This window comes from Citrobacter sp. 506 (genome assembly GCF_050434985.1).
In the GTDB taxonomy this organism is placed as follows: Bacteria; Pseudomonadota; Gammaproteobacteria; order Enterobacterales; family Enterobacteriaceae; genus Citrobacter; species Citrobacter braakii.
This window is the reverse complement of the sequence record NZ_JBNDJN010000004.1, coordinates 371,431-394,651: the sequence shown is the minus strand read 5'-3', so window position 1 is coordinate 394,651 and position 23,221 is coordinate 371,431. Positions and strand designations below refer to the sequence as shown.

The following is a 23,221-nucleotide window of genomic DNA, read 5'->3' as shown; positions in this document are numbered from 1 at the left end:
ATGAAGCAAATCCGTATGCTGGCGCAATATTACGTCGACCTGATGATGAAATTGGGTCTGGTGCGCTTTTCGCTGTTATTGGCGCTGGCGCTGGTCGTGTTGGCGATTGTGGTGCAGATGGCTGTCACCATGGTGCTGCATGGCCAGGTAGAAAGCATTGATGTTATCCGCTCTATCTTTTTTGGTCTGTTGATTACCCCCTGGGCCGTCTATTTTCTGTCAGTGGTGGTGGAGCAACTGGAAGAGTCCCGGCAACGCTTGTCACGACTGGTACAAAAGCTGGAAGAGATGCGCGAGCGCGATCTCAAGCTCAATGTGCAATTGAAAGATAATATTGCCCAGCTCAACCAGGAAATTGTTGAGCGCGAAAAAGCCGAAGCGGAGCGCCAGGATACGTTCGAGCAGTTGAAGGTTGAAATCAAAGAGCGCGAAGAAGCGCAGATTCAGCTTGAGCAGCAGTCTTCCTTTTTACGCTCTTTCCTTGATGCCTCGCCGGATCTGGTTTTTTATCGTAATGAAGATAAAGAATTTTCCGGCTGTAACCGTGCCATGGAACTGCTGACCGGCAAGAGCGAAAAGCAGTTGGTGAATTTAAAACCGGCTGATGTTTACTCCCCTGAGGCGGCAGAAAAGGTCATTGAAACCGACGAGAAGGTGTTCCGTCATAACGTCTCACTCACCTACGAACAGTGGCTGGACTATCCGGACGGGCGCAAAGCCTGCTTTGAAATTCGCAAAGTGCCTTACTATGACCGCGTAGGTAAGCGACATGGTCTAATGGGCTTTGGGCGCGATATTACCGAGCGTAAGCGTTATCAGGACGCGTTAGAGCGTGCCAGCCGCGATAAGACCACCTTCATTTCTACCATCAGCCACGAACTGCGCACTCCGCTTAACGGCATTGTCGGCTTAAGCCGGATCCTGCTGGATACGGATCTGACCGCTGAGCAGGAAAAATACCTGAAAACAATCCACGTCTCTGCCGTGACGCTGGGGAATATTTTCAACGATATTATCGACATGGATAAGATGGAGCGACGTAAAGTTCAGCTCGATAACCAGCCGATCGATTTCACCAGCTTTATGGCGGATCTGGAAAACCTCTCTGGCCTGCAGGCGCAGCAAAAAGGGCTGCGTTTTGTGCTTGAGCCGACGTTACCACTGCCGCATAAGGTCATTACCGACGGCACGCGTTTGCGCCAGATTCTGTGGAATCTGATCAGCAACGCCGTGAAGTTTACCCAGCAGGGGCAGGTAACCGTGCGGGCGCGCTATGACCAGGGGAATATACTGCATTTCGAGGTTGAAGATTCTGGGATCGGTATTCCGCAGGATGAGCAAGATAAAATCTTCGCCATGTATTATCAGGTGAAGGACAGCAATGGCGGCAAACCGGCAACGGGAACCGGGATTGGACTGGCCGTATCGAAGCGTCTGGCGAAAAACATGGGCGGCGATATTACGGTCTCCAGCCAGGCTGGCAAAGGCTCCATCTTTACGCTGACCGTGCATGCGCCTGCGGTAGCGGAAGAGATTGAAGACGCCTTTGAAGACGACGACATGCCGCTGCCAGCCCTGAATGTGCTGCTGGTGGAAGATATCGAACTGAACGTTATTGTCGCGCGTTCAGTGCTGGAAAAACTGGGCAACAGCGTGGATGTCGCCATGACCGGGAAAGCCGCGCTGGAAATGTTCACGCCGGGTGAATATGACCTGGTGCTGCTGGATATTCAGCTACCGGATATGACCGGTCTGGATATCTCGCGCGAGCTGACGCAAAAATACGCCCGTGAGGACCTGCCGCCGCTGGTTGCGCTTACCGCCAACGTTCTGAAAGATAAAAAAGAGTATCTGGACGCGGGAATGGACGACGTGCTGAGTAAGCCGCTGTCGGTTCCGGCGTTAACCGCCATGATCAAAAAATACTGGGATACCCGAAACAAAGAGGAGAGCACTGTGACATCTGAAGAGAGCAGTAAATCGCAAGCGCTGTTAGATATTCCTATGTTGGAACAATACCTCGAGCTGGTGGGACCGAAGTTAATAACCGACGGGCTGGCGGTGTTTGAGAAGATGATGCCGGGATATTTGAGCGTGCTGGAGTCCAATCTGACCGCACGGGATAAAAAAGGCGTTGTTGAGGAAGGCCATAAAATTAAAGGCGCGGCAGGTTCCGTGGGGCTGCGCCACCTGCAACAGTTAGGTCAGCAAATCCAGTCGCCAGACCTTCCAGCCTGGGAAGATAATGTTGCTGAATGGATTGAAGAGATGAAGCAGGAGTGGCAGCACGACGTGGCGGTATTGAAGGCCTGGGTGGCAAGCGTGGAAAAAAAATGACCCCGGCTTGACCGGGGTGCGCGAATACTGCGCCAACACCAGGGAAATCGTGGCTGCGCCGTAAATTATTATCATTGTTTACAAGGGCGCAGCCCTAATTTTCAGGCCGCACGCAGTTAAGATAGCAAATCTTAAATAATTTGTTACATGAATCAGTTAAATGTGTGAAGCGTAGCATTTAAATCATAATAACTAATATGTTTCAGCCAGTTGAGAAAGGAGTATCACGATGAAAAAAGTGGGTGTAGTGCTCAGCGGATGCGGCGTGTATGACGGCGCAGAGATCCATGAAACTGTTCTCACGCTTCTGGCGATTGCCCGCAACGGCGCTCAGGCCATCTGTTTCGCACCGGATAAACAACAAGCGGATGTGATTAATCATCTGACCGGCGAGCCGATGCAGGAAACGCGTAATGTGCTGATTGAAGCCGCCCGTATAACACGCGGTGATATTCGCCCACTTGCTCAGGCAGTCTCAACGGAACTGGATGCGTTGATCGTGCCAGGCGGGTTTGGCGCGGCCAAAAATCTGAGCAATTTTGCCAGCCAGGGCAGTGAGTGCCGGGTTGATAGCGACTTAGCTGCGCTGGCGGTGGCTATGCATCAGGCGGGTAAGCCGCTGGGATTTATGTGCATTGCGCCTGCAATGTTACCTAAAATTTTTGACTTTCCGCTGCGTCTGACCATCGGTACTGATATTGATACGGCAGAGGTGCTGGAAGAGATGGGCGCAGAACATGTGCCTTGTCCGGTTGATGACATTGTCGTTGATGAAGACAACAAAATCGTCACCACTCCCGCCTATATGCTGGCGCAGGACATCGCTCAGGCCGCGAGTGGTATCGATAAACTGGTATCACGTGTGCTGGTGCTGGCTGAATGAGAAAAGGAGTTACCGCCTTTCTGCGACGTATCTTTCTGCGGGCGGTCGTTGTCCTCGCCGTATTCTGGGGCGGGGGCATCGCACTTTTCAGCGTGATGCCAGTCCCTTTCTCTGCCGTGATGGTCGAGCGGCAACTGAGCGCATGGTTGTCCGGTGATTTCGGTTATGTGGCGCACTCGGACTGGGTGAGCATGGATGAGATCTCACCGTGGATGGGACTGGCGGTGATCGCCGCGGAGGACCAGAAGTTTCCCGAGCACTGGGGATTCGATGTTTCCGCCATAGAGAAAGCGCTGGCGCACAACGAACGTAATGAAAACCGTATTCGCGGGGCGTCGACGTTATCGCAACAGACGGCAAAAAACCTCTTTCTGTGGGATGGACGTAGCTGGGTGCGTAAAGGTCTCGAAGCCGGGCTAACGCTGGGTATGGAAACCGTCTGGAGCAAGAAGCGTATTCTGACCGTTTACCTGAATATTGCTGAGTTTGGTGATGGGGTTTTCGGCGTGGAGGCAGCGGCGCAGCGCTATTTCCATAAGCCAGCCAGTCGGCTGAGTCTGTCTGAAGCGGCCTTGCTGGCGGCGGTATTACCCAATCCTTTGCGTTTTAAAGCGAATGCGCCTTCTGGTTATGTGCGTAGCCGTCAGGCGTGGATTATGCGCCAAATGCGCCAGCTAGGCGGTGAGTCGTTTATGCGGGAAAATAAGCTGTATTAACGGGTTTATTGCCGGATACGGCGTAAATGCTTTATCCGGCCTACGGGAGTATGACGTTGCCGTGTAGACCTGATGAGCGCAGCGCTTCAGGTACTCGACTAATCTTCATCAAACCCTGAATTAAACAGGGCAATCACCGCTGCCAGGGCTTCCACTTCCTGTGGACCCGTGGCTTCAACTTCTATCTGACGCCCTTTGGCGGAATCCAGCATCAGCAGAGCGATAACACTGTTTGCCTCGGCTTCCGTTCCTTCATCATTACGCAGCAAAACTTCTGCTTCAAAACCCTGCATCAATTCAAACAGTTTCATGGCTGGGCGAGCATGCATACCCAGCTTATTCGTGATTTCAACGGTTTGCTTCACGGTCATGATTTACGTTTTTCCAGCGTACGATGGCGTGACTGTACGTTTTTACCGCGTGAGCGGAAGTAGTCTGCCAGCTGCTCTGCAATATACACCGAACGGTGTTTCCCGCCGGTACAGCCGATAGCTACGGTGAGGTAGCTGCGGTTGTTGGTCTCCAGCATGGGTAACCATAGCTCAAGATAGCTGCGAGTCTGGTAGATAAAATTGTGTACTTCTGTGTGCCTGTCAAGGAAGGCGGCAACGGGGCGGTCAAGACCGGTCATCGGGCGCAGCTTCGGATCCCAGTGCGGGTTAGGCAGGAAGCGCACGTCAAAGACGTAATCCGCGTCAATTGGGATACCGTGTTTGAAACCAAAGGATTCGAATACCATCGTCAATTCGCGTTCACGCTTGCCCAGCAGGCGGGTACGCAACATTTCCGCCAGTTCGTGCACGGACATTTCGGAGGTATCCACGATCAGGTCAGCACGAGAGCGCAGAGGCTCCAGCAAATCGCTTTCCTTATCGATAGCGCTCTCCAGAGATAAGTTCTTGCTGGAAAGAGGATGCAGGCGACGCGTGTCGCTGTAGCGGCGAATCAGGGTGTTACGATCGGCGTCAAGGAACAGCAACTGTGGTGAGAAGCCTTCAGGCAGATTGTTCATTGCCTGCTCGAAAATCTCTGGGGACTCAGGCATGTTGCGCACATCAATGCTGACGGCCGCAGAAATCTGGCGATCGGCCAGAGTACGAGCCAGATCGGGCAACAGCACTACGGGAAGGTTATCCACGCAGTAAAAACCCATATCTTCCAGCGCTCGCAGGGCGACAGATTTTCCTGACCCCGAACGACCGCTGACGATCATCAGTACCATGTACTGTTTCTCCTCACAACGACAAAAAAGGATGCCATTGGGTTGTTATACTTCATCCAGTCCACCTTCGGTGTCCGTGATGATTTGATACAACTCCTGGTCACTCTGTGCTGCGCGCAGGCGGCGGCAGATGGTTTTATCGGCCAGACGTTTGGCGACCAGCGACAACGTATGCAAATGCGTCTTGGTTTGGTCTGCCGGAACCAGCAGGGCGAAAAGCAGATCGACGGGTTGATTATCAATGGCGTCGAAAGCAATTGGCGTTTCAAGTTGCACAAACACGCCAACTGCGCGCATCGTGTCTTCTTCCAGCTTTCCGTGCGGGATAGCAATTCCATTACCGATGCCGGTACTGCCCATTTTTTCACGCGTCAGAATGGCTTCAAATACCACCTGAGAGGGCAAGCTGAGCTGTTTTGCCGCCAGTTCGCTGATGATTTCCAGCGCGCGTTTCTTGCTTTGGCAGTGAACGCCAGCGCGTGTACATTCCTGGTTAAGAACATTGCTCAGTTGTAGAGTCGTATCGTTATTTGTCATAATTTCACCTAAGCGCTAACTGTACAAATGGCCCGTTGTGCTACACAACAGGCCGTCCTGCACCCGCTAACTGCCCGGACAAGTTAGTGCTGTTTCAGTTTATCTTTATGTTTTGTTAACTGCCGAGCCAGTTTATCAATTAAACCGTCAATGGCGGCGTACATATCCTGACCTTCCGCGCTGGCATGAATTTCGCCACCGTTCACATGCAGTGTTGCATCCGAGATATGTGTCACCTTCTCCACTTTCAACACAATATAGACCTGATTAATCCGGTCGAAATATTGTTCTAGCTTGGCGAATTTTGTATTAACAAAATCGCGTAAGGCTTCAGTGATTTCGACGTTGTTTCCAGTGATGTTGAGCTGCATAGTGTCTTCCTTATCGGTTGGGTCAGACCAGCTGTTTGCGCTGGTTCGACGGCGGAATGGATAAAGACTCTCGGTACTTCGCAACAGTGCGGCGTGCCACCATGATACCCTGTTCTGACAGCATAGAGGTTAACTTGCTGTCACTCAGCGGTTTCGCGGGGTTTTCCGCAGCAATTAATTTCTTCACCAGCGCACGTATAGCTGTGGATGAGGCTTCGCCTCCGCCTTCAGTGTTAACGTGACTGGAAAAGAAATACTTCAATTCAAAAATGCCGCGCGGACTGTGCAGATACTTTTGCGTGGTCACTCGGGAAATGGTCGATTCGTGCATCTCGACGGCCTGGGCGATATCCGCCAGCACCATCGGTTTCATAAACTCTTCGCCTTGATCAAAGAAGGCTTGCTGCTGTTCAACGATACAGCGACTGACGCGCAGCAGCGTATCATTGCGACTTTCCAGGCTTTTAATCAGCCACTTTGCATCCTGCAGATTGCTACGAATAAACTGGCTGTCAGCATCGTTGCGCGCGCTGTTGCACATGGCGGCGTAGTGCTGGTTAATCTGCAACCGTGGAATGCTGTCGCCGTTGAGTTCGACCACCCAGCGATCGTTATGCTTACGCACCAGTACATCCGGAATAACGTATTCTGGCTCCCCGGTCTGGATAGACTGCCCAGGTCTGGGGTCCAGGGACTGAATAAGATTGACGGCTTCTTTCAGCACATCTTCTTTCAGCCGGGTTACGCGCATCAGCGTGCGGAAGTCATGGTTGGCTAACAGATCGAGGTGATCGCTGATGATCAGGCGCGCTTCTTCCAGCCACGGCGTGGCTTTATCAAACTGTGAAAGTTGGATCAGTAAGCAGTCGCGGAGATCTTTGGCCGCCACGCCCACGGGATCAAAACGCTGAATGCGTTTAAGCACGGCTTCGATTTCGTCCATGCCGACGTCGTCATCGCCCATGCTTTCGAGAATATCGTCCAGGGTTACGGTGAGATAACCGGTTTCGTCTACCGCATCAACAATGGATGTCGCAATTGCGCGATCGGTATCCGAGAACGGGGTCAGCTCCACTTGCCACATCAGGTAATCCTGCAGCGATTGCGTGGTCTCACCCTGATACACAGGCAGTTCGTCGTCGATGTAATCCCCGCTGGTGCCAGAAGGCGTACCGGCGGTGTAAATTTCATCCCAACTGGCGTCAAGCGGCAGCTCCTCTGGCATCTCTTTTTGTTCGAGAGCATCTGCGGTGTCGAGGGATTCGCTGTCCTGTTTTTCCTGGGTATCAATTTCGTCGTGAAGATCGGTTTGCTCGAGCAGTGGGTTACTTTCCAGCGCTTGCTGAAGTTCTTGCTGAAGTTCCAGCGTGGACAGCTGCAACAGACGGATAGCCTGTTGTAGCTGAGGCGTCATCGCCAGTTGTTGGCTAAGCCTGAGTTGCAAACCTTGCTTCATGTTCAGAGTTGTTCTCTCCTGCGGTGACGTGAAGTCTTCTACCCTATCAGAGTCTGAAGTCTTCCCCAAGGTATACGCGTTTAACGTGCTCATCCTGCAGTATTTCTGTTGGCGTGCCATGCGCGATCAGGTGGCCCTGACTCACGATGTAGGCGCGCTCACACACTGCCAGCGTTTCGCGAACGTTATGGTCGGTAATCAGCACCCCAAGCCCGCTGTCGCGCAGGTGTTCGATGATCCGTTTGATATCAATAACGGAAATCGGGTCAACACCGGCAAACGGTTCATCCAGCAGGATAAATTTCGGATTCGCGGCCAGTGCGCGGGCGATCTCCACGCGGCGTCGTTCACCACCGGAGAGCGACTGCCCCATGCTGTCACGCAGGTGTTCGATGTGGAACTCTTCCATCAGCTCGTTGGCGCGATCTTCCCGCTGCTCGCTGGTAAGATCGTCACGAATTTGCAGCACCGCCATCAGGTTATCAAACACGCTCAGGCGACGGAAAATAGACGCTTCCTGCGGCAAGTAGCCGATGCCGCGACGCGCGCGCGCATGCAGAGGCAGTAGGCTGATGTCTTCGTCATCAATGATAATGTTGCCCGCATCACGCGGGACAATGCCGACCACCATGTAAAAGGTCGTTGTCTTGCCCGCACCGTTAGGACCGAGCAGACCGACGATCTCCCCGGAGTTGACGGTCAGACTGACATCTTCCACCACACGGCGGCCCTTATAGGCTTTTGCAAGGTTCTTTGCAGTTAATGTTGCCATAACGAATCAGTTACCTTTTTTCTCTGCCGGAGCCTTGTTTTTGTCCTGCAACTGCGACGGTACCAGAACGGTGGTGACGCGTTTGCCTTTATCGCTGAAGGCCTGCATTTTCTGCTCTTTCACCAGATAGGTGATCTTATCGCCTGTGATGTTGCTATCGAGCTGTTCCAGGTAAGCCTTACCGGTGAGAACGACGAAGTCTTTCGCCAGTTCATAATGCATGTGTGAGGCGTGGCCTTTAACCGGTTTACCGTTGTCCTGCATCTGGTAAAAGGTTGCAGGATTACCATAGCCATCAATGACTTCTTTACCGTCTTCACCGCCAGGGCGGGTCACGACGACTTTATCGGCGTTAATTTTGATGGTGCCCTGAGTCACAATCACGTTGCCAGTAAAGGTCACCACGTTGCCTTGCATATCAAGAGACTGCTGGTCCGACTCAATGTGAATCGGCTGCTCGGTATCGCCGGTGACGGCGAATGCCGGGATGCTGGCGGCCAGAAGTGAGCTGGCAAGCACAAGATTAAGGCTGAGTTTGTTTGTTTTGGATTTCATATGAGGTTCTAACCTTTTCAATCAGCTCGGCGTTCTTGCTGCGTAAGTTGCCGCGCATCTTCAGTCCGCTGGAGTTAAATGTTGTGCCATATAACGTGACGAGATCATCGGAAGTGACGTCTTGTGTCACCAGGTTAATCTGTGCGTTATCGGTCGTCATTCTGCGTAGTTGAGAGTCGGGCACCAGGGCGTTGACCTCAACATGGCCGTACAGATATAGCATCCGATCGTTGGTCAATTTGGCTTTATCAGCCTTGATCGTCCAGGTCGGTACTTTATCCTTATCAAATGTGGTTAATACCGGTTGAGTAAACCACGAAACCGCTTGTTCCGAATAATATTCAACGTTTTGCGCGATCAAGTGATAGCTCAGTGCGCCTTCGGGACTATACACAACGGTATCAGTATGTTCGCTCTTATAGGTTGGCTCGTTGTTATTTACGACGACCTCAGCGGTGTCGTCTTTGTCTGCCAGATTAATACCAATCATCACAAGGACAGCCAGCGACAGTAGAATGATAACCCAACGTCTGGTTTTGCTCATATCGATTGCCCTTTGGCCTCGTCCAGTTTGCCCTGCGCCAGGAGTAATAAATCGCAGACTTCACGTACCGCGCCGCGTCCCCCATCGATGCGGGTGACATAATCGGCCCGCGGGATCAGCAAAGGATGAGCATCCGCCACCGCCACGCTTAATCCCACTTGTGCCATCACCGGCCAGTCGATCAGATCATCGCCAACGTACGCAACATTTTCAGGAGCGATCGCCAGTTTGCTAAGGAGATCGTTAAAGGCGACCAGTTTGTCTGACTGCCCCTGATACAAATGCGTGATCCCCAATGTGGCACAGCGATCTTCTACAAGTTTAGCCTTTCGTCCGGTAATAATGGCAACCTCGATACCGGAAGTGAGCGCACAGCGAATTCCGTAACCATCGCGGACGTTAAAAGCCTTCAGCTCTTCACCGTTGTTGCCCATATAAATCAGACCATCAGACAGTACGCCATCCACATCCAGGATCAGTAAACGGATGTTCTCTGCCCGGGTGATAACGTCTGTGCTGACGGGTCCATAACAGGTCGCAAGCGACGCACCTGCTTTACTCATTTTCTTTATCCTTGAGTTTCTTACACTACACCTGCACGCAGCAGATCATGCATATGTAACACACCAAGTAACCGGTCGCCATCAGCAACCATTACCGAGGTGATATGGCGGGACTGCATTAAGTTCAGGGCATCGACGGCAAGAATGCCCGGACGCACGCGAATGCCGCCAGGGGTCATCACATCGGCAATGCCTAACTGGCGAACATCAACGCCCATATCGAAGACGCGACGTAAATCGCCATCGGTGAAAATACCGTCAATCTTCATGTCATCATCGCAAATGACGGTCATGCCGAGATTTTTACGCGTGATCTCAAGTAAGGCGTCACGCAGGCTGGCGCTTTTAGTCACATGCGGGATCTCATCGCCCGTATGCATAATATCGTTAACGCGCAGTAAAAGCTTACGGCCTAGTGCGCCACCGGGATGAGATAACGCAAAATCTTCCGCGGTAAAGCCACGCGCTTTTAATAATGCCACGGCTAGCGCATCGCCCATCACCAGCGTTGCGGTCGTGCTACTGGTCGGCGCCAGGCCTAACGGGCAAGCTTCCTTGGGCACTTTAACACACAGATGCACATCTGCCGCACGCGCCATGCTGCTTTCCGGACGACCGGTCATGCAGATAAGCGGTACATGAAGACGTTTTAACACCGGGATTAACGCCGCTATCTCATTGGATTCACCGGAGTTAGAGATGGCGATGACTACATCCTGCGGCGAGACCATGCCCAGATCGCCATGTGCGGCTTCGCCTGGATGCACGAAAAATGAGGGGGTGCCGGTGCTGGCAAATGTGGCCGCCATTTTCCGCCCGATATGTCCAGATTTCCCCATCCCCATCACTACAACTTTGCCCGGGCAGCTGAATATTTTCTCGCAGGCGAGAGTAAAATTTTGGTTGATGTACTGATCAAGCTCCGCCAGGCCTTCACGTTCAATTGCCAGGACTTCCTTGCCTGCTTGCTGAAAGTCAAAACCCGGTTGCAACTCTAAGTGCGACATAATGCGTTTCCAGTTATCCAACGAGAAGTGGCGATAACCAATACAGCATCGCCAGCCATATGATAAAACCGCCGGTCAGCAGCGCACCCGCGCCGCGACCAATCTGGCGCGGACGTCGCCAGCAGAGTAGTGCAAAAATTACGCTCACCAGCAGCATGACGCTATAGTCACGGGTGAAGGCCATCGGATTAACTTCCCCCGGCGTAATCAGCGCCGGCAGTCCGAGGACGATAACAATATTAAAAATGTTCGCGCCGATGATGTTGCCGACGGCAATATCGTTTTCGCCTTTACGCAGACCCGCAATTGCCGTTGCCAACTCCGGCAGGCTGGTACCAATGGCGACAACCGTCAGCCCGATGGTGAGTTCGCTCATGGCGAAGTAGTTCGCCAGTACGGTTGCGTTATCTACCACCATACGCGTTGCCATTGGCATAATAATTAGCGCAATACCCAACCACAAAAAGGCGACCGGTAACCCACCTTCGCGCGGCAGTTCCGCGATCTGCTCGCGGGTCAGGCTGTCGTTACCTTGTCGCTCAGCCAGACGGGCGATTTTAACAATGAATAACAGCCATAGCACGGCCAGAAGCAGAAGAAAGAAACCATCGCTGCGACTCAATTGCCCGTCATACAGGACCGATGCGGCTAAGATGCTTACCAGCAACATTAGCGGTAATTCACGACGCAGAACATCAGAATGCACGGTAAAAGGATGAATCAGCGCCGACAGGCCTAAAATAAGCAGAATGTTGGTAATGTTAGAGCCGATGGCGGTACCGACGGCTAAATCAAGCTGCCCGTTCATCGATGCGGCAACGGAGACAATTATCTCGGGTAACGATGTACCAATGCTGACCACGGTCATCCCGATGATAATGGGGGGAATACCGAAGTTTCGACATAAAATGGATGCGGCAAATACCAGTCGGTCGGCACCGTAGACCACCAGAAGTAAACCAATTATTAACAGCGCCGTCGCTAAAAGCATCTAAAGTCCTTTCTTCAGGTATACTCGCCGGTCCACTTGAAGGATTTCTGGAAGCCGTCACGAATTCTTAATTTTGACTTTATGCGGCTAAAAAGTAAAACAAATGCCAGCTTTCGCTAACCAGGACAGGTAATAATCTGTAAATATGTTGGGTTCAGGGCTAAATTGAGCGCCAAACTCTTCGATCAACGAGGCAATAGTAAAGGATGAATCAATGGGTCAGTCTGTGGCGAATCTAATCGATATGCGCGATGTCAGCTTTTCCCGAGGCGACCGCTGCATCTTTGATAATATTTCCCTGACGGTGCCGCGTGGTAAGGTGACGGCGATCATGGGGCCATCAGGCATCGGCAAAACGACGCTGTTGCGTCTGATCGGCGGACAAATCTCCCCGGATAAGGGCGAGATCCTGTTTGACGGCGAAAATGTCCCGGCCATGTCCCGTTCGCGTTTATTTACCGTGCGTAAGCGCATGAGCATGCTATTCCAGTCTGGTGCGCTGTTTACTGATATGAATGTGTTTGACAACGTTGCATACCCGTTGCGCGAGCATACAACGCTGCCTGCGCCGCTGCTGAAAAGCACGGTAATGATGAAGCTCGAGGCCGTTGGCCTGCGGGGCGCGGCAAAATTAATGCCTTCTGAATTATCCGGTGGGATGGCGCGTCGTGCCGCGTTAGCACGTGCTATCGCGCTGGAGCCAGACCTTATTATGTTTGATGAGCCGTTCGTCGGCCAGGATCCCATCACCATGGGCGTGCTGGTGAAGCTGATTTCTGAACTGAACAGCGCGCTGGGCGTTACCTGCGTGGTGGTTTCCCATGATGTGCCAGAGGTGCTGAGTATTGCGGATTACGCCTATATTATGGCGGACAAAAAAATAGTGGCCTACGGTAGTGCTCAGGCGCTGCAAGAAAATGCCGATCCGCGTGTGCGTCAGTTCCTCGATGGCATTGCCGATGGACCGGTTCCGTTCCGTTACCCGGCGGGCGACTACCACATCGATTTACTCAAAACAGGGAGTTAAGCCACCCATGTTGTTAAATGCGCTGGCATCACTCGGACATCGGGGAATAAAAACCCTCAGGACGTTCGGGCGAGCCGGATTAATGTTGTTCAATGCAGTTGTCGGCAAGCCGGAGTTTCGCAAACATGCGCCGCTGCTGATACGCCAGCTCTATAATGTCGGTGTCTTATCGATGCTGATCATTATTGTTTCTGGCGTGTTCATCGGCATGGTGCTGGGGTTGCAGGGATACCTGGTGCTGACGACCTACAGTGCGGAAACCAGCCTCGGTATGCTGGTGGCGCTGTCATTGCTACGTGAGCTGGGGCCGGTGGTTGCGGCGCTGTTGTTTGCCGGGCGGGCCGGATCGGCCTTAACCGCAGAGATTGGCCTGATGCGGGCGACCGAGCAGCTTTCCAGCCTGGAAATGATGGCCGTCGACCCACTGCGCCGAGTGATCTCCCCACGTTTTTGGGCCGGTGTCATTTCATTGCCGCTGCTGACGATTATATTTGTCGCGGTGGGGATCTGGGGTGGGTCGTTGGTTGGCGTAAGCTGGAAAGGTATTGATGCAGGCTTTTTCTGGTCGGCTATGCAAAATGCCGTCGACTGGCGTCTGGATCTGGTCAACTGCCTGATTAAGAGCGTGGTGTTTGCCATTACGGTCACCTGGATTGCATTGTTCAATGGTTATGATGCTATCCCGACCTCTGCCGGGATTAGCCGGGCAACGACACGCACCGTAGTGCACGCCTCTCTTGCCGTTCTGGGGCTGGATTTTGTGCTGACCGCACTGATGTTTGGGAATTGAGTTCATGCAAACGAAAAAAAATGAAATTTGGGTCGGGTTATTCCTGCTGGTTGCGCTGCTGGCCGCGCTGTTTGTCTGCCTGAAGGCGGCGAACGTCACCTCAATGCGTACTGAACCGACTTATACGATTTATGCGACCTTTGATAATATCGGCGGTCTGAGAGAGCGCTCTCCGGTGCGGATTGGCGGGGTCGTGGTAGGACGCGTATCGGACATCTCGTTAGATCAGAAAACGTACCTGCCGCGCGTGACGCTGGAAATTGAATCGCGTTTTAACCATATTCCTGACACCAGTTCTCTGAGCATCCGTACTTCCGGTCTGTTGGGCGAACAGTATCTGGCATTAAACGTAGGTTTTGAAGATCCTGAGCTGGGAACGTCTATCCTCAAAGATGGCGGTACGATTCAGGACACGAAATCTGCGATGGTGCTGGAAGATATGATTGGTCAGTTCCTTTACAACAGCAACAGTAAAGGTGATGACAATAAGAATTCTGGCGATGCGCCAGCCGCAACTGAAGGCAATAATGAAGCCACTACGCCTGCGGGCGCAACGAAATAATCTCAGGAGAATCGACGTATGTTTAAACGATTGATGATGGTGGCTATGCTGGTGATTGCTCCACTTAGCGCGGCAACCGCAGCGGACCAGACGAACCCGTACAAACTGATGGATGAGGCGGCGCAGAAGACGTTTGACCGTCTGAAGAACGAGCAACCTAAAATCCGTTCCAACCCGGATTACCTGCGTCAGGTGGTCGATCAGGAACTGCTGCCTTACGTGCAGGTTAAGTATGCAGGCGCACTGGTACTGGGCCGCTACTACAAAGATGCGACACCGGCTCAGCGTGACGCCTATTTCGCCGCATTCCGTGAATATCTGAAGCAGGCGTACGGTCAGGCGCTGGCGATGTACCACGGCCAGACCTATCAGATTGCCCCTGAGCAGCCGCTGGGTGATGCGACCATCGTGCCTATCCGCGTAACCATCATCGATCCAAACGGTCGTCCTCCGGTACGTCTGGATTTCCAGTGGCGTAAAAATTCCCAGACGGGTAACTGGCAGGCGTATGACATGATTGCTGAAGGCGTAAGTATGATCACCACCAAACAGAATGAGTGGAGTGACCTGCTGCGTACGAAAGGTATTGATGGCCTGACGGCACAGCTGAAATCTATTTCTCAGCAGAAAATCACGCTGGAAGAGAAAAAATAATGACGCAGTCACTCACCTGGATGCGTGAAGGCGACAAGCTGGTGCTGGTGGGAGAGCTGGATCAGGACGTGTTAAACCCATTATGGGATGCGCGAGTTGAGGCGATGAAAGGGGTATCCTGCATCGACCTGAACCAGATTTCCCGGGTGGATACCGGTGGTCTGGCATTACTGCTGCACCTGATTAATGAGGGCAAGCAGCAGGGGAACAGCGTTTCGCTCGCTGGCGTTAACGATAAAGTGTACACGCTGGCGCAGCTTTACAATTTGCCTGACGACGTTCTTCCGCGTTAATTTTTGTAAGCCGGATAAGGTCTTGTGCCGCCATCCGGCAACTCCTCAGCGGGGGATCTGCCACTAAAGCCTTGTCTGATTTATCAGCGGGGCTTTTTGCTTATTTATGACAGCGCCACTTTGCTCTAAGATGTTGGGCTGTTTTCACTATCTGACGAATGAAGAGCCCATGGAAAATAATGAAATTCAGAGCGTGCTGATGAATGCACTCTCCCTCCAGGAAGTCCACGTTTCTGGCGACGGCAGTCACTTTCAGGTTATTGCCGTGGGTGAGATGTTTGAAGGCATGAGCCGGGTCAAGAAACAGCAATCGGTCTATGGCCCGTTGATGGAGTACATTGCGGACAACCGCATTCATGCCGTGTCGATTAAGGCGTTTACTCCAGCGGAATGGGCGCGCGATCGCAAACTTAACGGTTTTTGAGCTACGGGTGATATGCCGGTAGCGAAGATAAATTCTTAACAGAGAACAGAATAATGGATAAATTTCGTGTTCAGGGGCCAACCAGGCTCCAGGGCGAAGTCACAATTTCAGGCGCTAAAAACGCCGCGCTGCCGATCCTGTTTGCGGCGCTGCTGGCTGAAGAACCTGTAGAGATCCAGAACGTCCCGAAACTGAAGGATGTTGACACCTCAATGAAGCTGCTGAGCCAGTTGGGGGCGAAAGTTGAGCGTAATGGTTCTGTGCACATTGATGCACGTGACGTGAACGTCTTCTGTGCGCCGTACGATCTGGTCAAAACCATGCGTGCATCCATCTGGGCGCTTGGGCCACTGGTTGCCCGCTTTGGCCAGGGCCAGGTTTCACTGCCGGGCGGCTGCACCATCGGCGCGCGTCCGGTTGACCTGCACATTACTGGTCTGGAGCAGTTAGGCGCGACTATTAAGCTTGAAGAAGGCTATGTGAAAGCGTCAGTTGATGGCCGTCTGAAAGGCGCGCATATCGTCATGGACAAAGTGAGCGTCGGCGCGACGGTCACTATCATGTGCGCAGCAACGCTTGCCGAAGGTACTACCATCATCGAAAACGCCGCGCGTGAGCCGGAGATCGTGGATACCGCGAACTTCCTGATTGCGCTGGGCGCAAAAATCACAGGCCAGGGTACCGATCGTATTACCATCGAAGGCGTTGAGCGCCTCGGCGGCGGTGTGTATCGCGTTCTGCCTGACCGCATCGAAACCGGTACTTTCCTGGTCGCAGCGGCAATTTCTCGCGGCAAAATTATCTGTCGTAATGCACAACCTGACACGCTGGATGCCGTTCTGGCGAAGCTGCGTGATGCGGGAGCGGATATCGAAGTCGGTGACGACTGGATCAGCCTGGACATGCACGGTAAACGTCCGAAAGCGGTCAATGTGCGCACAGCGCCGCACCCGGCGTTCCCTACCGATATGCAGGCCCAGTTCACGTTGCTGAACCTGGTGGCAGAAGGAACGGGTTTCATCACGGAAACCGTGTTTGAGAACCGCTTTATGCACGTGCCTGAACTGAGCCGTATGGGCGCTCACGCAGAAATCGAAAGCAATACCGTGATTTGCCACGGCGTGGAAACGCTCTCCGGCGCACAGGTTATGGCGACCGATCTGCGCGCATCTGCAAGCCTCGTGCTGGCAGGGTGTATTGCTGAAGGTACGACGGTAGTCGATCGTATTTATCACATCGATCGCGGCTATGAGCGCATCGAAGATAAACTGCGCGCGCTGGGCGCAAACATTGAGCGCGTGAAAGGCGAGTAATCGTCTACGTCTCTTGTAACCCCCAGTTCTGTGAACCGGGGGTTACTACTCATCAGTGTTCATTCAGGATTCTGTTTCTCTTTGCGTCCCCTCATCATCCGCGTTCTGTCGATAAACTCATGTGTTTTTGCATCGTGATAGCGTGACGGCCAAATCACCCACGGGTCGGTTCCCAACGATCGGGCGATAATCAACTCACCTTTTGGCCATGGGCGTGTTAACGCATTGGCCAGCGTTGATGAGCTTAATCCATTTTTACGTGATTCAGCGGCCATTGAGGTCCCTTTCTTGCGCAGTCCGGCGATGATATCGGCCGGATGCCAGTCAATCAGCTTGTTTTCCATAAACTCATCTCTCCTTTGGTTATCGACTTATGGTTCCACGATCGGTTGTGGAGATACTATAACGCCCGGAGAACGAATGTTCTAAAATGTTCATGTAAAGTGTGAGTATATTCAGAATATGCCAAATTTATGCGAAGATTGCTGGAGAAGGGGGAGGTATTTATTGGAATTTATAAAAGCATCCCGTGCAGGGCACGGGATGATGAAAGATGTCGCAGGGTATTAACGGTCGCGCTGTACGGCGATATGCGCCAGACCAATCAGCGCTTCTCTCCACGGCGTATCAGGCAGTACCTGCAGCGCAGCGATGGCCTTATCAGCCTCTTCTTCTGCACGTTGGCGAGTCCACTCCAGGGAACCACAGGCGTTCATCGCTTCCAGAACAGGCTCCAGAAGGTGACGGCCATTACCCTGCTCAATAGCCTGGCGGATCATTTGTGCTTGTTCAGGGGTGCCGTGGCGCATGGCATGCAGCAGCGGCAGCGTTGGTTTACCCTCGTTGAGGTCATCACCGACGTTTTTACCCAGTTGCTCGCCATCCGCGTTATAATCCAGCAAATCGTCAATTAACTGGAAAGCGGTACCGAGATAACGGCCATAATCCTGCAACCCTTTCTCTTGTTCTTCGCTGCAACCAGCCAGAATGCCAGAGCATTGGGCAGCCGCTTCAAACAAACGCGCGGTCTTACTGTAGATAACGCGCATATAGTTTTCTTCAGTGATGTCCGGGTCGTTGACGTTCATCAACTGCAAGACTTCACCTTCGGCGATGACGTTGACCGCTTTCGACATGACTTCCAGCACTTTCAGCGAACCGAGGCTGGTCATCATCTGAAAAGCGCGGGTATAGATAAAATCGCCGACCAGCACGCTGGCCGCATTGCCAAACGCCGCATTCGCTGTGGCTTTTCCGCGGCGCATGTCGGACTCATCCACAACATCGTCGTGCAACAGGGTCGCGGTGTGAATAAACTCGATGAGGGCTGCAATCGTAACGTGCGCATTTTCCTGGTAGCCAACTGCACGCGCGGCGAGTACGGCGATCATTGGGCGAATGCGTTTTCCGCCGCCGCTAACGATGTAGTACCCCAGTTGATTGATCAGCTGCACGTCGGAATTGAGCTGTTCAAGGATTGTCGCATTGACCCCCGCCATATCTTGCGCGGTTAACTCATTGATTTTTTCTAAATTCATCGCAAAAGCCGGGCTTCTCGCCCCGATTACCTCACTGTATCGGAAGGTAACGTCGGGTTTAGGGTTATAAATATATGCTGATTGTACTGAAAAAACGCCATAGATAAACGTTACCGTACGTGTTGTGTTTTTTTTCTTCATGTATTGACGTAGCACTTGTCAAAGGCTCGCGTTTTGCGTAATATTCGCGCCCTATTGTGAATATTTATAGCGCACTCTGAATCATCAAAAAGGTGTGCGCGGAAGCGGAGTTTTTTATGTACGCGGTTTTCCAAAGTGGTGGTAAACAACACCGAGTAAGCGAAGGTCAGACCGTTCGCCTGGAAAAGCTGGACATCGCAACTGGCGAATCTGTTGAATTCGCAGAAGTTCTGATGATCGCAAACGGTGAAGAAGTCAAAATCGGCGTTCCTTTCGTTGATGGCGGCGTTATCAAAGCTGAAGTTGTTGCTCACGGTCGTGGCGAGAAAGTTAAAATTGTTAAGTTTCGTCGTCGTAAACACTACCGTAAGCAGCAGGGCCATCGTCAGTGGTTCACTGATGTAAAAATCACTGGCATCAGCGCTTAAGTTAAGGGGAGCAGATTAAATGGCACATAAAAAGGCTGGCGGCTCGACTCGTAACGGTCGCGATTCAGAAGCTAAACGTCTGGGCGTAAAACGCTTCGGCGGTGAAACAGTTCTGGCTGGTAGCATCATCGTTCGTCAACGTGGTACTAAATTCCACGCTGGCTCCAACGTTGGTTGCGGCAAAGACCACACTCTGTTTGCTAAAGCAGACGGTAAAGTGAAATTTGAAGTGAAAGGCCCGAAAAACCGTAAATTCATCAGCATCGTTGCTGAATAAGTTTTTCGCGTCCCGGTAACGGATAAAAGCCCCGCAACACGTTGCGGGGCTTTTTACATTCGACGGCCGGTAAATACGCTCGTCGCGCCGTGATAACCCGGAAACGAGCCCTTGCAGGGAATACGGCATGAAGCAGCAGGCAGGTATTGGTATTCTGTTAGCACTCACAACGGCAGTATGTTGGGGCGCTTTGCCAATAGCGATGAAGCAAGTGCTGGAGGTGATGGAGCCTCCTACCGTGGTGTTCTACCGTTTTTTAATGGCAAGCATTGGCCTTGGCGCTATTCTTGCGGTTAAAAAAAAGCTCCCTCCGTTGCGTATTTTTCGCAAAGCGAGTTGGCTGATACTGTTGGCTATCGCTACCGGTGGGTTGTTCGGTAACTTCATTCTGTTTAGTTCATCCTTGCAATATTTGAGCCCAACGGCTTCGCAGGTTATCGGTCAGCTGTCACCGGTTGGTATGATGATTGCCAGCGTCTTTATCCTGAAAGAAAAGATGCGCGGTACGCAGGTGATTGGCGCCATTATGCTTCTGAGCGGCCTGGTTCTGTTTTTTAATACCAGTCTGATCGAAATTTTTACCCGTCTCACCGATTACACCTGGGGCGTTATCTTTGGTGTTGGTGCGGCGATGGTCTGGGTGAGCTATGGGGTCGCGCAAAAGGTGTTGTTGCGCCGTCTGGCATCACCGCAGATCCTGTTTTTACTGTACACTTTATGTACGATTGCGTTGTTGCCGTTGGCTAAACCCGGTGTCATCACGCAGCTCAGTGACTGGCAGCTGGCATGCCTTGTATTCTGCGGCCTGAATACGCTGGTAGGATACGGTGCTCTCGCGGAAGCGATGGCGCGTTGGCAGGCGGCACAGGTGAGCGCCATTATTACGCTCACTCCGCTGTTTACGTTGTTATTTTCAGATTTATTATCACTGGCCTGGCCCGATTTCTTCGCCAGACCGATGCTAAACCTATTAGGTTATCTCGGTGCGTTTATCGTGGTTGCGGGCGCGATGTATTCCGCCATTGGTCATCGAATTTGGGGCGGTTTACGTAAGCATGAAACGGTGGTTTCGCAGCCCCGCTCAGGCGAATGATTTACGGAGAGTAAAATGAAGTTTGTTGATGAAGCATCGATTCTGGTCGTTGCAGGTGATGGCGGTAATGGTTGCGTCAGCTTCCGCCGCGAAAAGTACATCCCAAAAGGCGGTCCGGACGGTGGAGACGGTGGTGACGGTGGTGACGTTTGGCTGGAAGCCGACGAAAACCTGAACACGCTGATCGATTACCGTTTTGAAAAATCATTCCGTGCGGAACGTGGACAGAATGGCGCGAGCCGTGATTGCACCGGCAAGCGTGGTAAAGATGTCACGATTAAAGTGCCTGTAGGTACGCGTGTAATCGATCAGGGCACGGGCGAAACCATGGGCGACATGACCAAACACGGTCAGCGTCTGATGGTCGCTAAAGGCGGCTGGCACGGTCTGGGCAACACCCGTTTCAAATCCTCGGTCAACCGTACTCCGCGTCAGAAAACGATGGGTACACCGGGCGATAAACGCGATCTGATGCTGGAGCTGATGCTGCTGGCGGACGTGGGGATGCTGGGCATGCCAAACGCCGGTAAATCGACGTTTATCCGTGCGGTGTCCGCGGCGAAGCCGAAAGTCGCTGACTATCCGTTCACCACCCTGGTTCCGAGCCTGGGTGTGGTGCGTATGGACAACGAAAAGAGCTTCGTGGTTGCCGACATTCCGGGTCTGATTGAAGGCGCGGCTGAGGGCGCAGGCTTGGGTATCCGCTTCCTGAAACACCTGGAACGTTGCCGCGTACTGCTACACCTCATTGATATCGATCCGATTGACGGTTCCGATCCGGTTGAAAATGCCCGTATCATTATTGGCGAGCTTGAAAAATACAGCCAGGATCTGGCGTCTAAACCGCGTTGGTTAGTGTTCAACAAAATTGATTTGCTGGACAAGGCTGAAGCGGAAGAGAAAGCGAAAGCGATCGCCGAAGCGTTGGGCTGGGAAGGTAAATATTACCTGATCTCCGCCGCCAGCCAGTTGGGCGTGAAGGATCTCTGCTGGGATGTGATGACCTTTATCATCGAGAACCCGATTGTTCAGGCTGAAGAAGCGAAACAGCCAGAGAAAGTCGAGTTCATGTGGGATGATTATCACCGCCAGCAACTCGCTGAAGTCGAAGACGAAGCAGAAGATGACTGGGATGACGATTGGGACGAAGACGACGAAGAAGGCGTTGAGTTCATCTACAAGCGTTAATCACATTAAAAACCCCGGCCATGTTGCCGGGGTTTTGTTTCCAGGTTTCAGAAGGTCGGATTAGGTGCGTTAGCGCTGCCATCCGGCAAACATACTCAGTTATTCTGATAAATATCCTTGTATAACCGGCTTTCGAAGCGGACCAGTGGAATACGGCGATTACGCTGATCAGCTGGCTCTACCGCATAACCAGACAGATACTGCACAAATGCCATGCGCTGACCGCTTGCCGTGGTGATGAAGCCTGCCAGGTTATAGACCCCCTGCAGTGAGCCTGTCTTCGCCGATACTTTGCCATCTACGCCAGCCTGATGCAGACCCGCACGGTATTGCAAAGAGCCGTCATGGCCTGCCAGCGGCAGCATGGTGATAAAGTTCAGCTCGTTATCGTGCTGAGCGATATATTGCAGCACCTGCATCATGGTGGCAGGCGCAATCAGATTGTGACGAGAGAGACCCGAACCGTCGGCAATAATGGTGTTGCCAATATTAACGCCCGCCTGCTGACGCAGAATCTGGCGTACGGCATCAGAACCTGCTCGCCAGGTACCTGGCACGTTAAATCGTGCATGGCCAATCATACGGAAAACGGTATCGGCAATCATGTTGTCCGATTTTTTCAGCATAATCTTAAGCAGGTCGTGCAGCGGCGCCGACTGCTTACTGGCTACCACGGTCCCCGGCTCGTTGACCAGCGTCTGGCGCAGCAGAGTCCCGCTGTAAGTGATACCAGCTTGTTTTAGCTCATCTTTGATAATCGCCCCGGCATAGCTGGCGCCGTCCTGAATAGCGAATGCCAGCGGCAGCGGATCGGCTCGTTGGGGCAGGCATCCGGTCAACGTAAAGCGGTTGAGATCGCCTGGAACCACGTCCAGTTCACAATATTGCGCTTCGGCAGAGCCACGAGCGAGAGTACGCACCTGACTGAACATGGTGACCGGGTAGTAAGATGCCACGCGGATAAAGGCGAGATCGTTAGGTTTTTGCGCGCTATAGAGTGAAACCGAGAAACAGTTACGATCGACAATGGCTGCCGCGGGCGGTGCGCTAAAACACTGCGTCATGTCGTTCCAGGGCCAACCAGGTGCTTTATCATGGCTGGCGAAAATGGAGGTGTCGATCATGACATTTCCGGCAATTTGCGTCACGCCTGATTTTTTCAGGGTTGCCACCATATTGCGAATATCCTGACGTTTTAGCGTCGGATCGGCACCAAATCGCGCCACTAAGTCACCTTTCAAAACGCCGCCTTCCACGTTGCCTTTAGTCTCAAGCGTGGTGGTAAAACGAAAGTCAGGCCCGAGCTGAATCAATGCCGCCAGCGCGGTGATCACTTTTTGTGTACTGGCCGGCAGCGCCATCTGCTGGCTATGGTAATCAATAGTAGGAGCAGGTGCGCCAACCTTCTGTACCATAAGGGCGAGGTTGGCCCCGGCAGGGAGCTGATTGATATACTCGTCGACGTTCGCAGCCTGAACGCTGAACGCTATACTGGCAGTCAATCCAATGGTAAATCTGGAAAATCGCATAATCTCGCGC

Annotated in this window: 28 protein-coding genes; 14 read left to right on the top strand and 14 right to left on the bottom strand. The window is 52.5% G+C overall.

Going from position 1 to position 23,221, the window contains the following annotated elements:
• The 3 genes from arcB to mtgA all read left to right on the top strand — a co-directional run bounded on the left by arcB (nucleotide 1) and on the right by mtgA (nucleotide 3,936).
• Entirely contained in the window at nucleotides 1–2,337 is a 2,337-nt protein-coding gene (gene arcB, locus ABIE10_RS17450; RefSeq protein ID WP_016154693.1) for an aerobic respiration two-component sensor histidine kinase ArcB, read from the top strand.
• 229 nt (nucleotides 2,338–2,566) lie between these two features.
• Nucleotides 2,567–3,220, top strand: a complete 654-nt coding sequence (gene elbB, locus ABIE10_RS17445; RefSeq protein WP_200047085.1) for an isoprenoid biosynthesis glyoxalase ElbB — start codon at nucleotides 2,567–2,569, stop codon at nucleotides 3,218–3,220.
• Nucleotides 3,217–3,936, top strand: coding sequence for a monofunctional biosynthetic peptidoglycan transglycosylase (gene mtgA, locus ABIE10_RS17440; RefSeq protein ID WP_016157575.1), 720 nt, complete (start codon nucleotides 3,217–3,219; stop codon nucleotides 3,934–3,936). The genes elbB and mtgA overlap by 4 nt, the downstream gene beginning before the upstream one ends.
• Before the next feature lie 98 nt (nucleotides 3,937–4,034).
• Here mtgA and npr read toward each other — a convergent pair whose 3' ends face one another.
• From npr to ABIE10_RS17385, 11 genes are all read right to left on the bottom strand, one after another.
• On the bottom strand, nucleotides 4,035–4,307 hold the full coding sequence (gene npr, locus ABIE10_RS17435; protein ID WP_003828770.1) for a PTS phosphocarrier protein NPr: 273 nt from the start codon (nucleotides 4,305–4,307) through the stop codon (nucleotides 4,035–4,037).
• The gene (rapZ, locus tag ABIE10_RS17430) at nucleotides 4,304–5,158 is read right to left on the bottom strand and encodes an RNase adapter RapZ (RefSeq protein ID WP_003025085.1); all 855 of its coding nucleotides are present in this window, start codon (nucleotides 5,156–5,158) and stop codon (nucleotides 4,304–4,306) included. Before rapZ ends, npr begins: the two co-directional genes overlap by 4 nt.
• 45 nt (nucleotides 5,159–5,203) lie before the next feature.
• Nucleotides 5,204–5,695 carry a PTS IIA-like nitrogen regulatory protein PtsN gene (ptsN, locus tag ABIE10_RS17425; protein ID WP_131346980.1) on the bottom strand — a complete coding sequence of 164 codons (492 nt, stop codon included), beginning with the start codon at nucleotides 5,693–5,695 and terminating at the stop codon, nucleotides 5,204–5,206.
• An 83-nt stretch (nucleotides 5,696–5,778) separates the two neighbouring features.
• On the bottom strand, nucleotides 5,779–6,066 hold the full coding sequence (hpf, locus tag ABIE10_RS17420; RefSeq protein WP_003025078.1) for a ribosome hibernation promoting factor: 288 nt from the start codon (nucleotides 6,064–6,066) through the stop codon (nucleotides 5,779–5,781).
• A gap of 22 nt (nucleotides 6,067–6,088) precedes the next feature.
• A complete protein-coding gene (gene rpoN / locus ABIE10_RS17415; RefSeq protein WP_016154689.1) occupies nucleotides 6,089–7,522 on the bottom strand; it encodes an RNA polymerase factor sigma-54 in 1,434 nt (477 codons plus the stop codon).
• Nucleotides 7,523–7,568: 46 nt separating this feature from the next.
• Nucleotides 7,569–8,294 carry an LPS export ABC transporter ATP-binding protein gene (gene lptB / locus ABIE10_RS17410; protein ID WP_003025073.1) on the bottom strand — a complete coding sequence of 242 codons (726 nt, stop codon included), beginning with the start codon at nucleotides 8,292–8,294 and terminating at the stop codon, nucleotides 7,569–7,571.
• Between the two features lie 6 nt (nucleotides 8,295–8,300).
• A complete protein-coding gene (lptA, locus tag ABIE10_RS17405) occupies nucleotides 8,301–8,849 on the bottom strand; it encodes a lipopolysaccharide ABC transporter substrate-binding protein LptA (protein ID WP_047358523.1) in 549 nt (182 codons plus the stop codon).
• Nucleotides 8,818–9,393 (bottom strand): LPS export ABC transporter periplasmic protein LptC, encoded by a 576-nt coding sequence (gene lptC, locus ABIE10_RS17400; protein WP_047358522.1) that lies wholly within the window; start codon nucleotides 9,391–9,393, stop codon nucleotides 8,818–8,820. Before lptC ends, lptA begins: the two co-directional genes overlap by 32 nt.
• Complete coding sequence (kdsC, locus tag ABIE10_RS17395; RefSeq protein WP_046276014.1) at nucleotides 9,390–9,956, bottom strand: 3-deoxy-manno-octulosonate-8-phosphatase KdsC; 567 nt, start codon at nucleotides 9,954–9,956, stop codon at nucleotides 9,390–9,392. The genes lptC and kdsC overlap by 4 nt, the downstream gene beginning before the upstream one ends.
• Before the next feature lie 20 nt (nucleotides 9,957–9,976).
• Nucleotides 9,977–10,963, bottom strand: coding sequence for an arabinose-5-phosphate isomerase KdsD (kdsD, locus tag ABIE10_RS17390; RefSeq protein ID WP_016154685.1), 987 nt, complete (start codon nucleotides 10,961–10,963; stop codon nucleotides 9,977–9,979).
• A 13-nt stretch (nucleotides 10,964–10,976) separates the two neighbouring features.
• Nucleotides 10,977–11,954 carry a calcium/sodium antiporter gene (locus tag ABIE10_RS17385; protein WP_016154684.1) on the bottom strand — a complete coding sequence of 326 codons (978 nt, stop codon included), beginning with the start codon at nucleotides 11,952–11,954 and terminating at the stop codon, nucleotides 10,977–10,979.
• Between the two features lie 214 nt (nucleotides 11,955–12,168).
• Here ABIE10_RS17385 and mlaF point away from each other — a divergent pair, with 214 nt between their 5' ends.
• The 7 genes from mlaF (at nucleotide 12,169) to murA (ending at nucleotide 17,017) form a co-directional block, all read left to right on the top strand.
• Nucleotides 12,169–12,981: a phospholipid ABC transporter ATP-binding protein MlaF gene (gene mlaF, locus ABIE10_RS17380; protein ID WP_016154683.1), complete on the top strand. Its 813-nt coding sequence runs from the start codon at nucleotides 12,169–12,171 to the stop codon at nucleotides 12,979–12,981.
• A gap of 7 nt (nucleotides 12,982–12,988) precedes the next feature.
• Entirely contained in the window at nucleotides 12,989–13,771 is a 783-nt protein-coding gene (gene mlaE / locus ABIE10_RS17375; protein WP_003025053.1) for a lipid asymmetry maintenance ABC transporter permease subunit MlaE, read from the top strand.
• A gap of 4 nt (nucleotides 13,772–13,775) precedes the next feature.
• A complete protein-coding gene (gene mlaD / locus ABIE10_RS17370) occupies nucleotides 13,776–14,333 on the top strand; it encodes an outer membrane lipid asymmetry maintenance protein MlaD (protein WP_016154682.1) in 558 nt (185 codons plus the stop codon).
• A gap of 18 nt (nucleotides 14,334–14,351) precedes the next feature.
• Nucleotides 14,352–14,987, top strand: a complete 636-nt coding sequence (mlaC, locus tag ABIE10_RS17365) for a phospholipid-binding protein MlaC (RefSeq protein WP_016154681.1) — start codon at nucleotides 14,352–14,354, stop codon at nucleotides 14,985–14,987.
• On the top strand, nucleotides 14,987–15,280 hold the full coding sequence (mlaB, locus tag ABIE10_RS17360) for a lipid asymmetry maintenance protein MlaB (protein WP_016154680.1): 294 nt from the start codon (nucleotides 14,987–14,989) through the stop codon (nucleotides 15,278–15,280). The genes mlaC and mlaB overlap by 1 nt, the downstream gene beginning before the upstream one ends.
• Before the next feature lie 169 nt (nucleotides 15,281–15,449).
• Complete coding sequence (ibaG, locus tag ABIE10_RS17355; protein ID WP_003025040.1) at nucleotides 15,450–15,704, top strand: BolA family iron metabolism protein IbaG; 255 nt, start codon at nucleotides 15,450–15,452, stop codon at nucleotides 15,702–15,704.
• 53 nt (nucleotides 15,705–15,757) lie between these two features.
• Nucleotides 15,758–17,017 carry a UDP-N-acetylglucosamine 1-carboxyvinyltransferase gene (murA, locus tag ABIE10_RS17350; RefSeq protein ID WP_429156409.1) on the top strand — a complete coding sequence of 420 codons (1,260 nt, stop codon included), beginning with the start codon at nucleotides 15,758–15,760 and terminating at the stop codon, nucleotides 17,015–17,017.
• A 59-nt stretch (nucleotides 17,018–17,076) separates the two neighbouring features.
• Here murA and sfsB read toward each other — a convergent pair whose 3' ends face one another.
• Nucleotides 17,077–17,361 (bottom strand): DNA-binding transcriptional regulator SfsB, encoded by a 285-nt coding sequence (gene sfsB, locus ABIE10_RS17345; protein WP_016154679.1) that lies wholly within the window; start codon nucleotides 17,359–17,361, stop codon nucleotides 17,077–17,079.
• Between the two features lie 222 nt (nucleotides 17,362–17,583).
• A complete protein-coding gene (ispB, locus tag ABIE10_RS17340; RefSeq protein ID WP_019077785.1) occupies nucleotides 17,584–18,555 on the bottom strand; it encodes an octaprenyl diphosphate synthase in 972 nt (323 codons plus the stop codon).
• Nucleotides 18,556–18,812: 257 nt separating this feature from the next.
• Here ispB and rplU point away from each other — a divergent pair, with 257 nt between their 5' ends.
• The 4 genes from rplU to cgtA all read left to right on the top strand — a co-directional run bounded on the left by rplU (nucleotide 18,813) and on the right by cgtA (nucleotide 21,682).
• Nucleotides 18,813–19,124: a 50S ribosomal protein L21 gene (gene rplU / locus ABIE10_RS17335; protein WP_003025032.1), complete on the top strand. Its 312-nt coding sequence runs from the start codon at nucleotides 18,813–18,815 to the stop codon at nucleotides 19,122–19,124.
• A 19-nt stretch (nucleotides 19,125–19,143) separates the two neighbouring features.
• Nucleotides 19,144–19,401, top strand: a complete 258-nt coding sequence (rpmA, locus tag ABIE10_RS17330; protein ID WP_003025030.1) for a 50S ribosomal protein L27 — start codon at nucleotides 19,144–19,146, stop codon at nucleotides 19,399–19,401.
• Nucleotides 19,402–19,528: 127 nt separating this feature from the next.
• Nucleotides 19,529–20,494: a DMT family transporter gene (locus tag ABIE10_RS17325; RefSeq protein WP_429156406.1), complete on the top strand. Its 966-nt coding sequence runs from the start codon at nucleotides 19,529–19,531 to the stop codon at nucleotides 20,492–20,494.
• 15 nt (nucleotides 20,495–20,509) lie between these two features.
• Nucleotides 20,510–21,682: an Obg family GTPase CgtA gene (gene cgtA, locus ABIE10_RS17320; RefSeq protein WP_016154676.1), complete on the top strand. Its 1,173-nt coding sequence runs from the start codon at nucleotides 20,510–20,512 to the stop codon at nucleotides 21,680–21,682.
• Between the two features lie 95 nt (nucleotides 21,683–21,777).
• On the opposite strand, the gene dacB is transcribed toward cgtA, so the two are convergent.
• The gene (gene dacB, locus ABIE10_RS17315) at nucleotides 21,778–23,211 is read right to left on the bottom strand and encodes a serine-type D-Ala-D-Ala carboxypeptidase (protein WP_410399354.1); all 1,434 of its coding nucleotides are present in this window, start codon (nucleotides 23,209–23,211) and stop codon (nucleotides 21,778–21,780) included.
• Nucleotides 23,212–23,221: the final 10 nt, after the last annotated feature.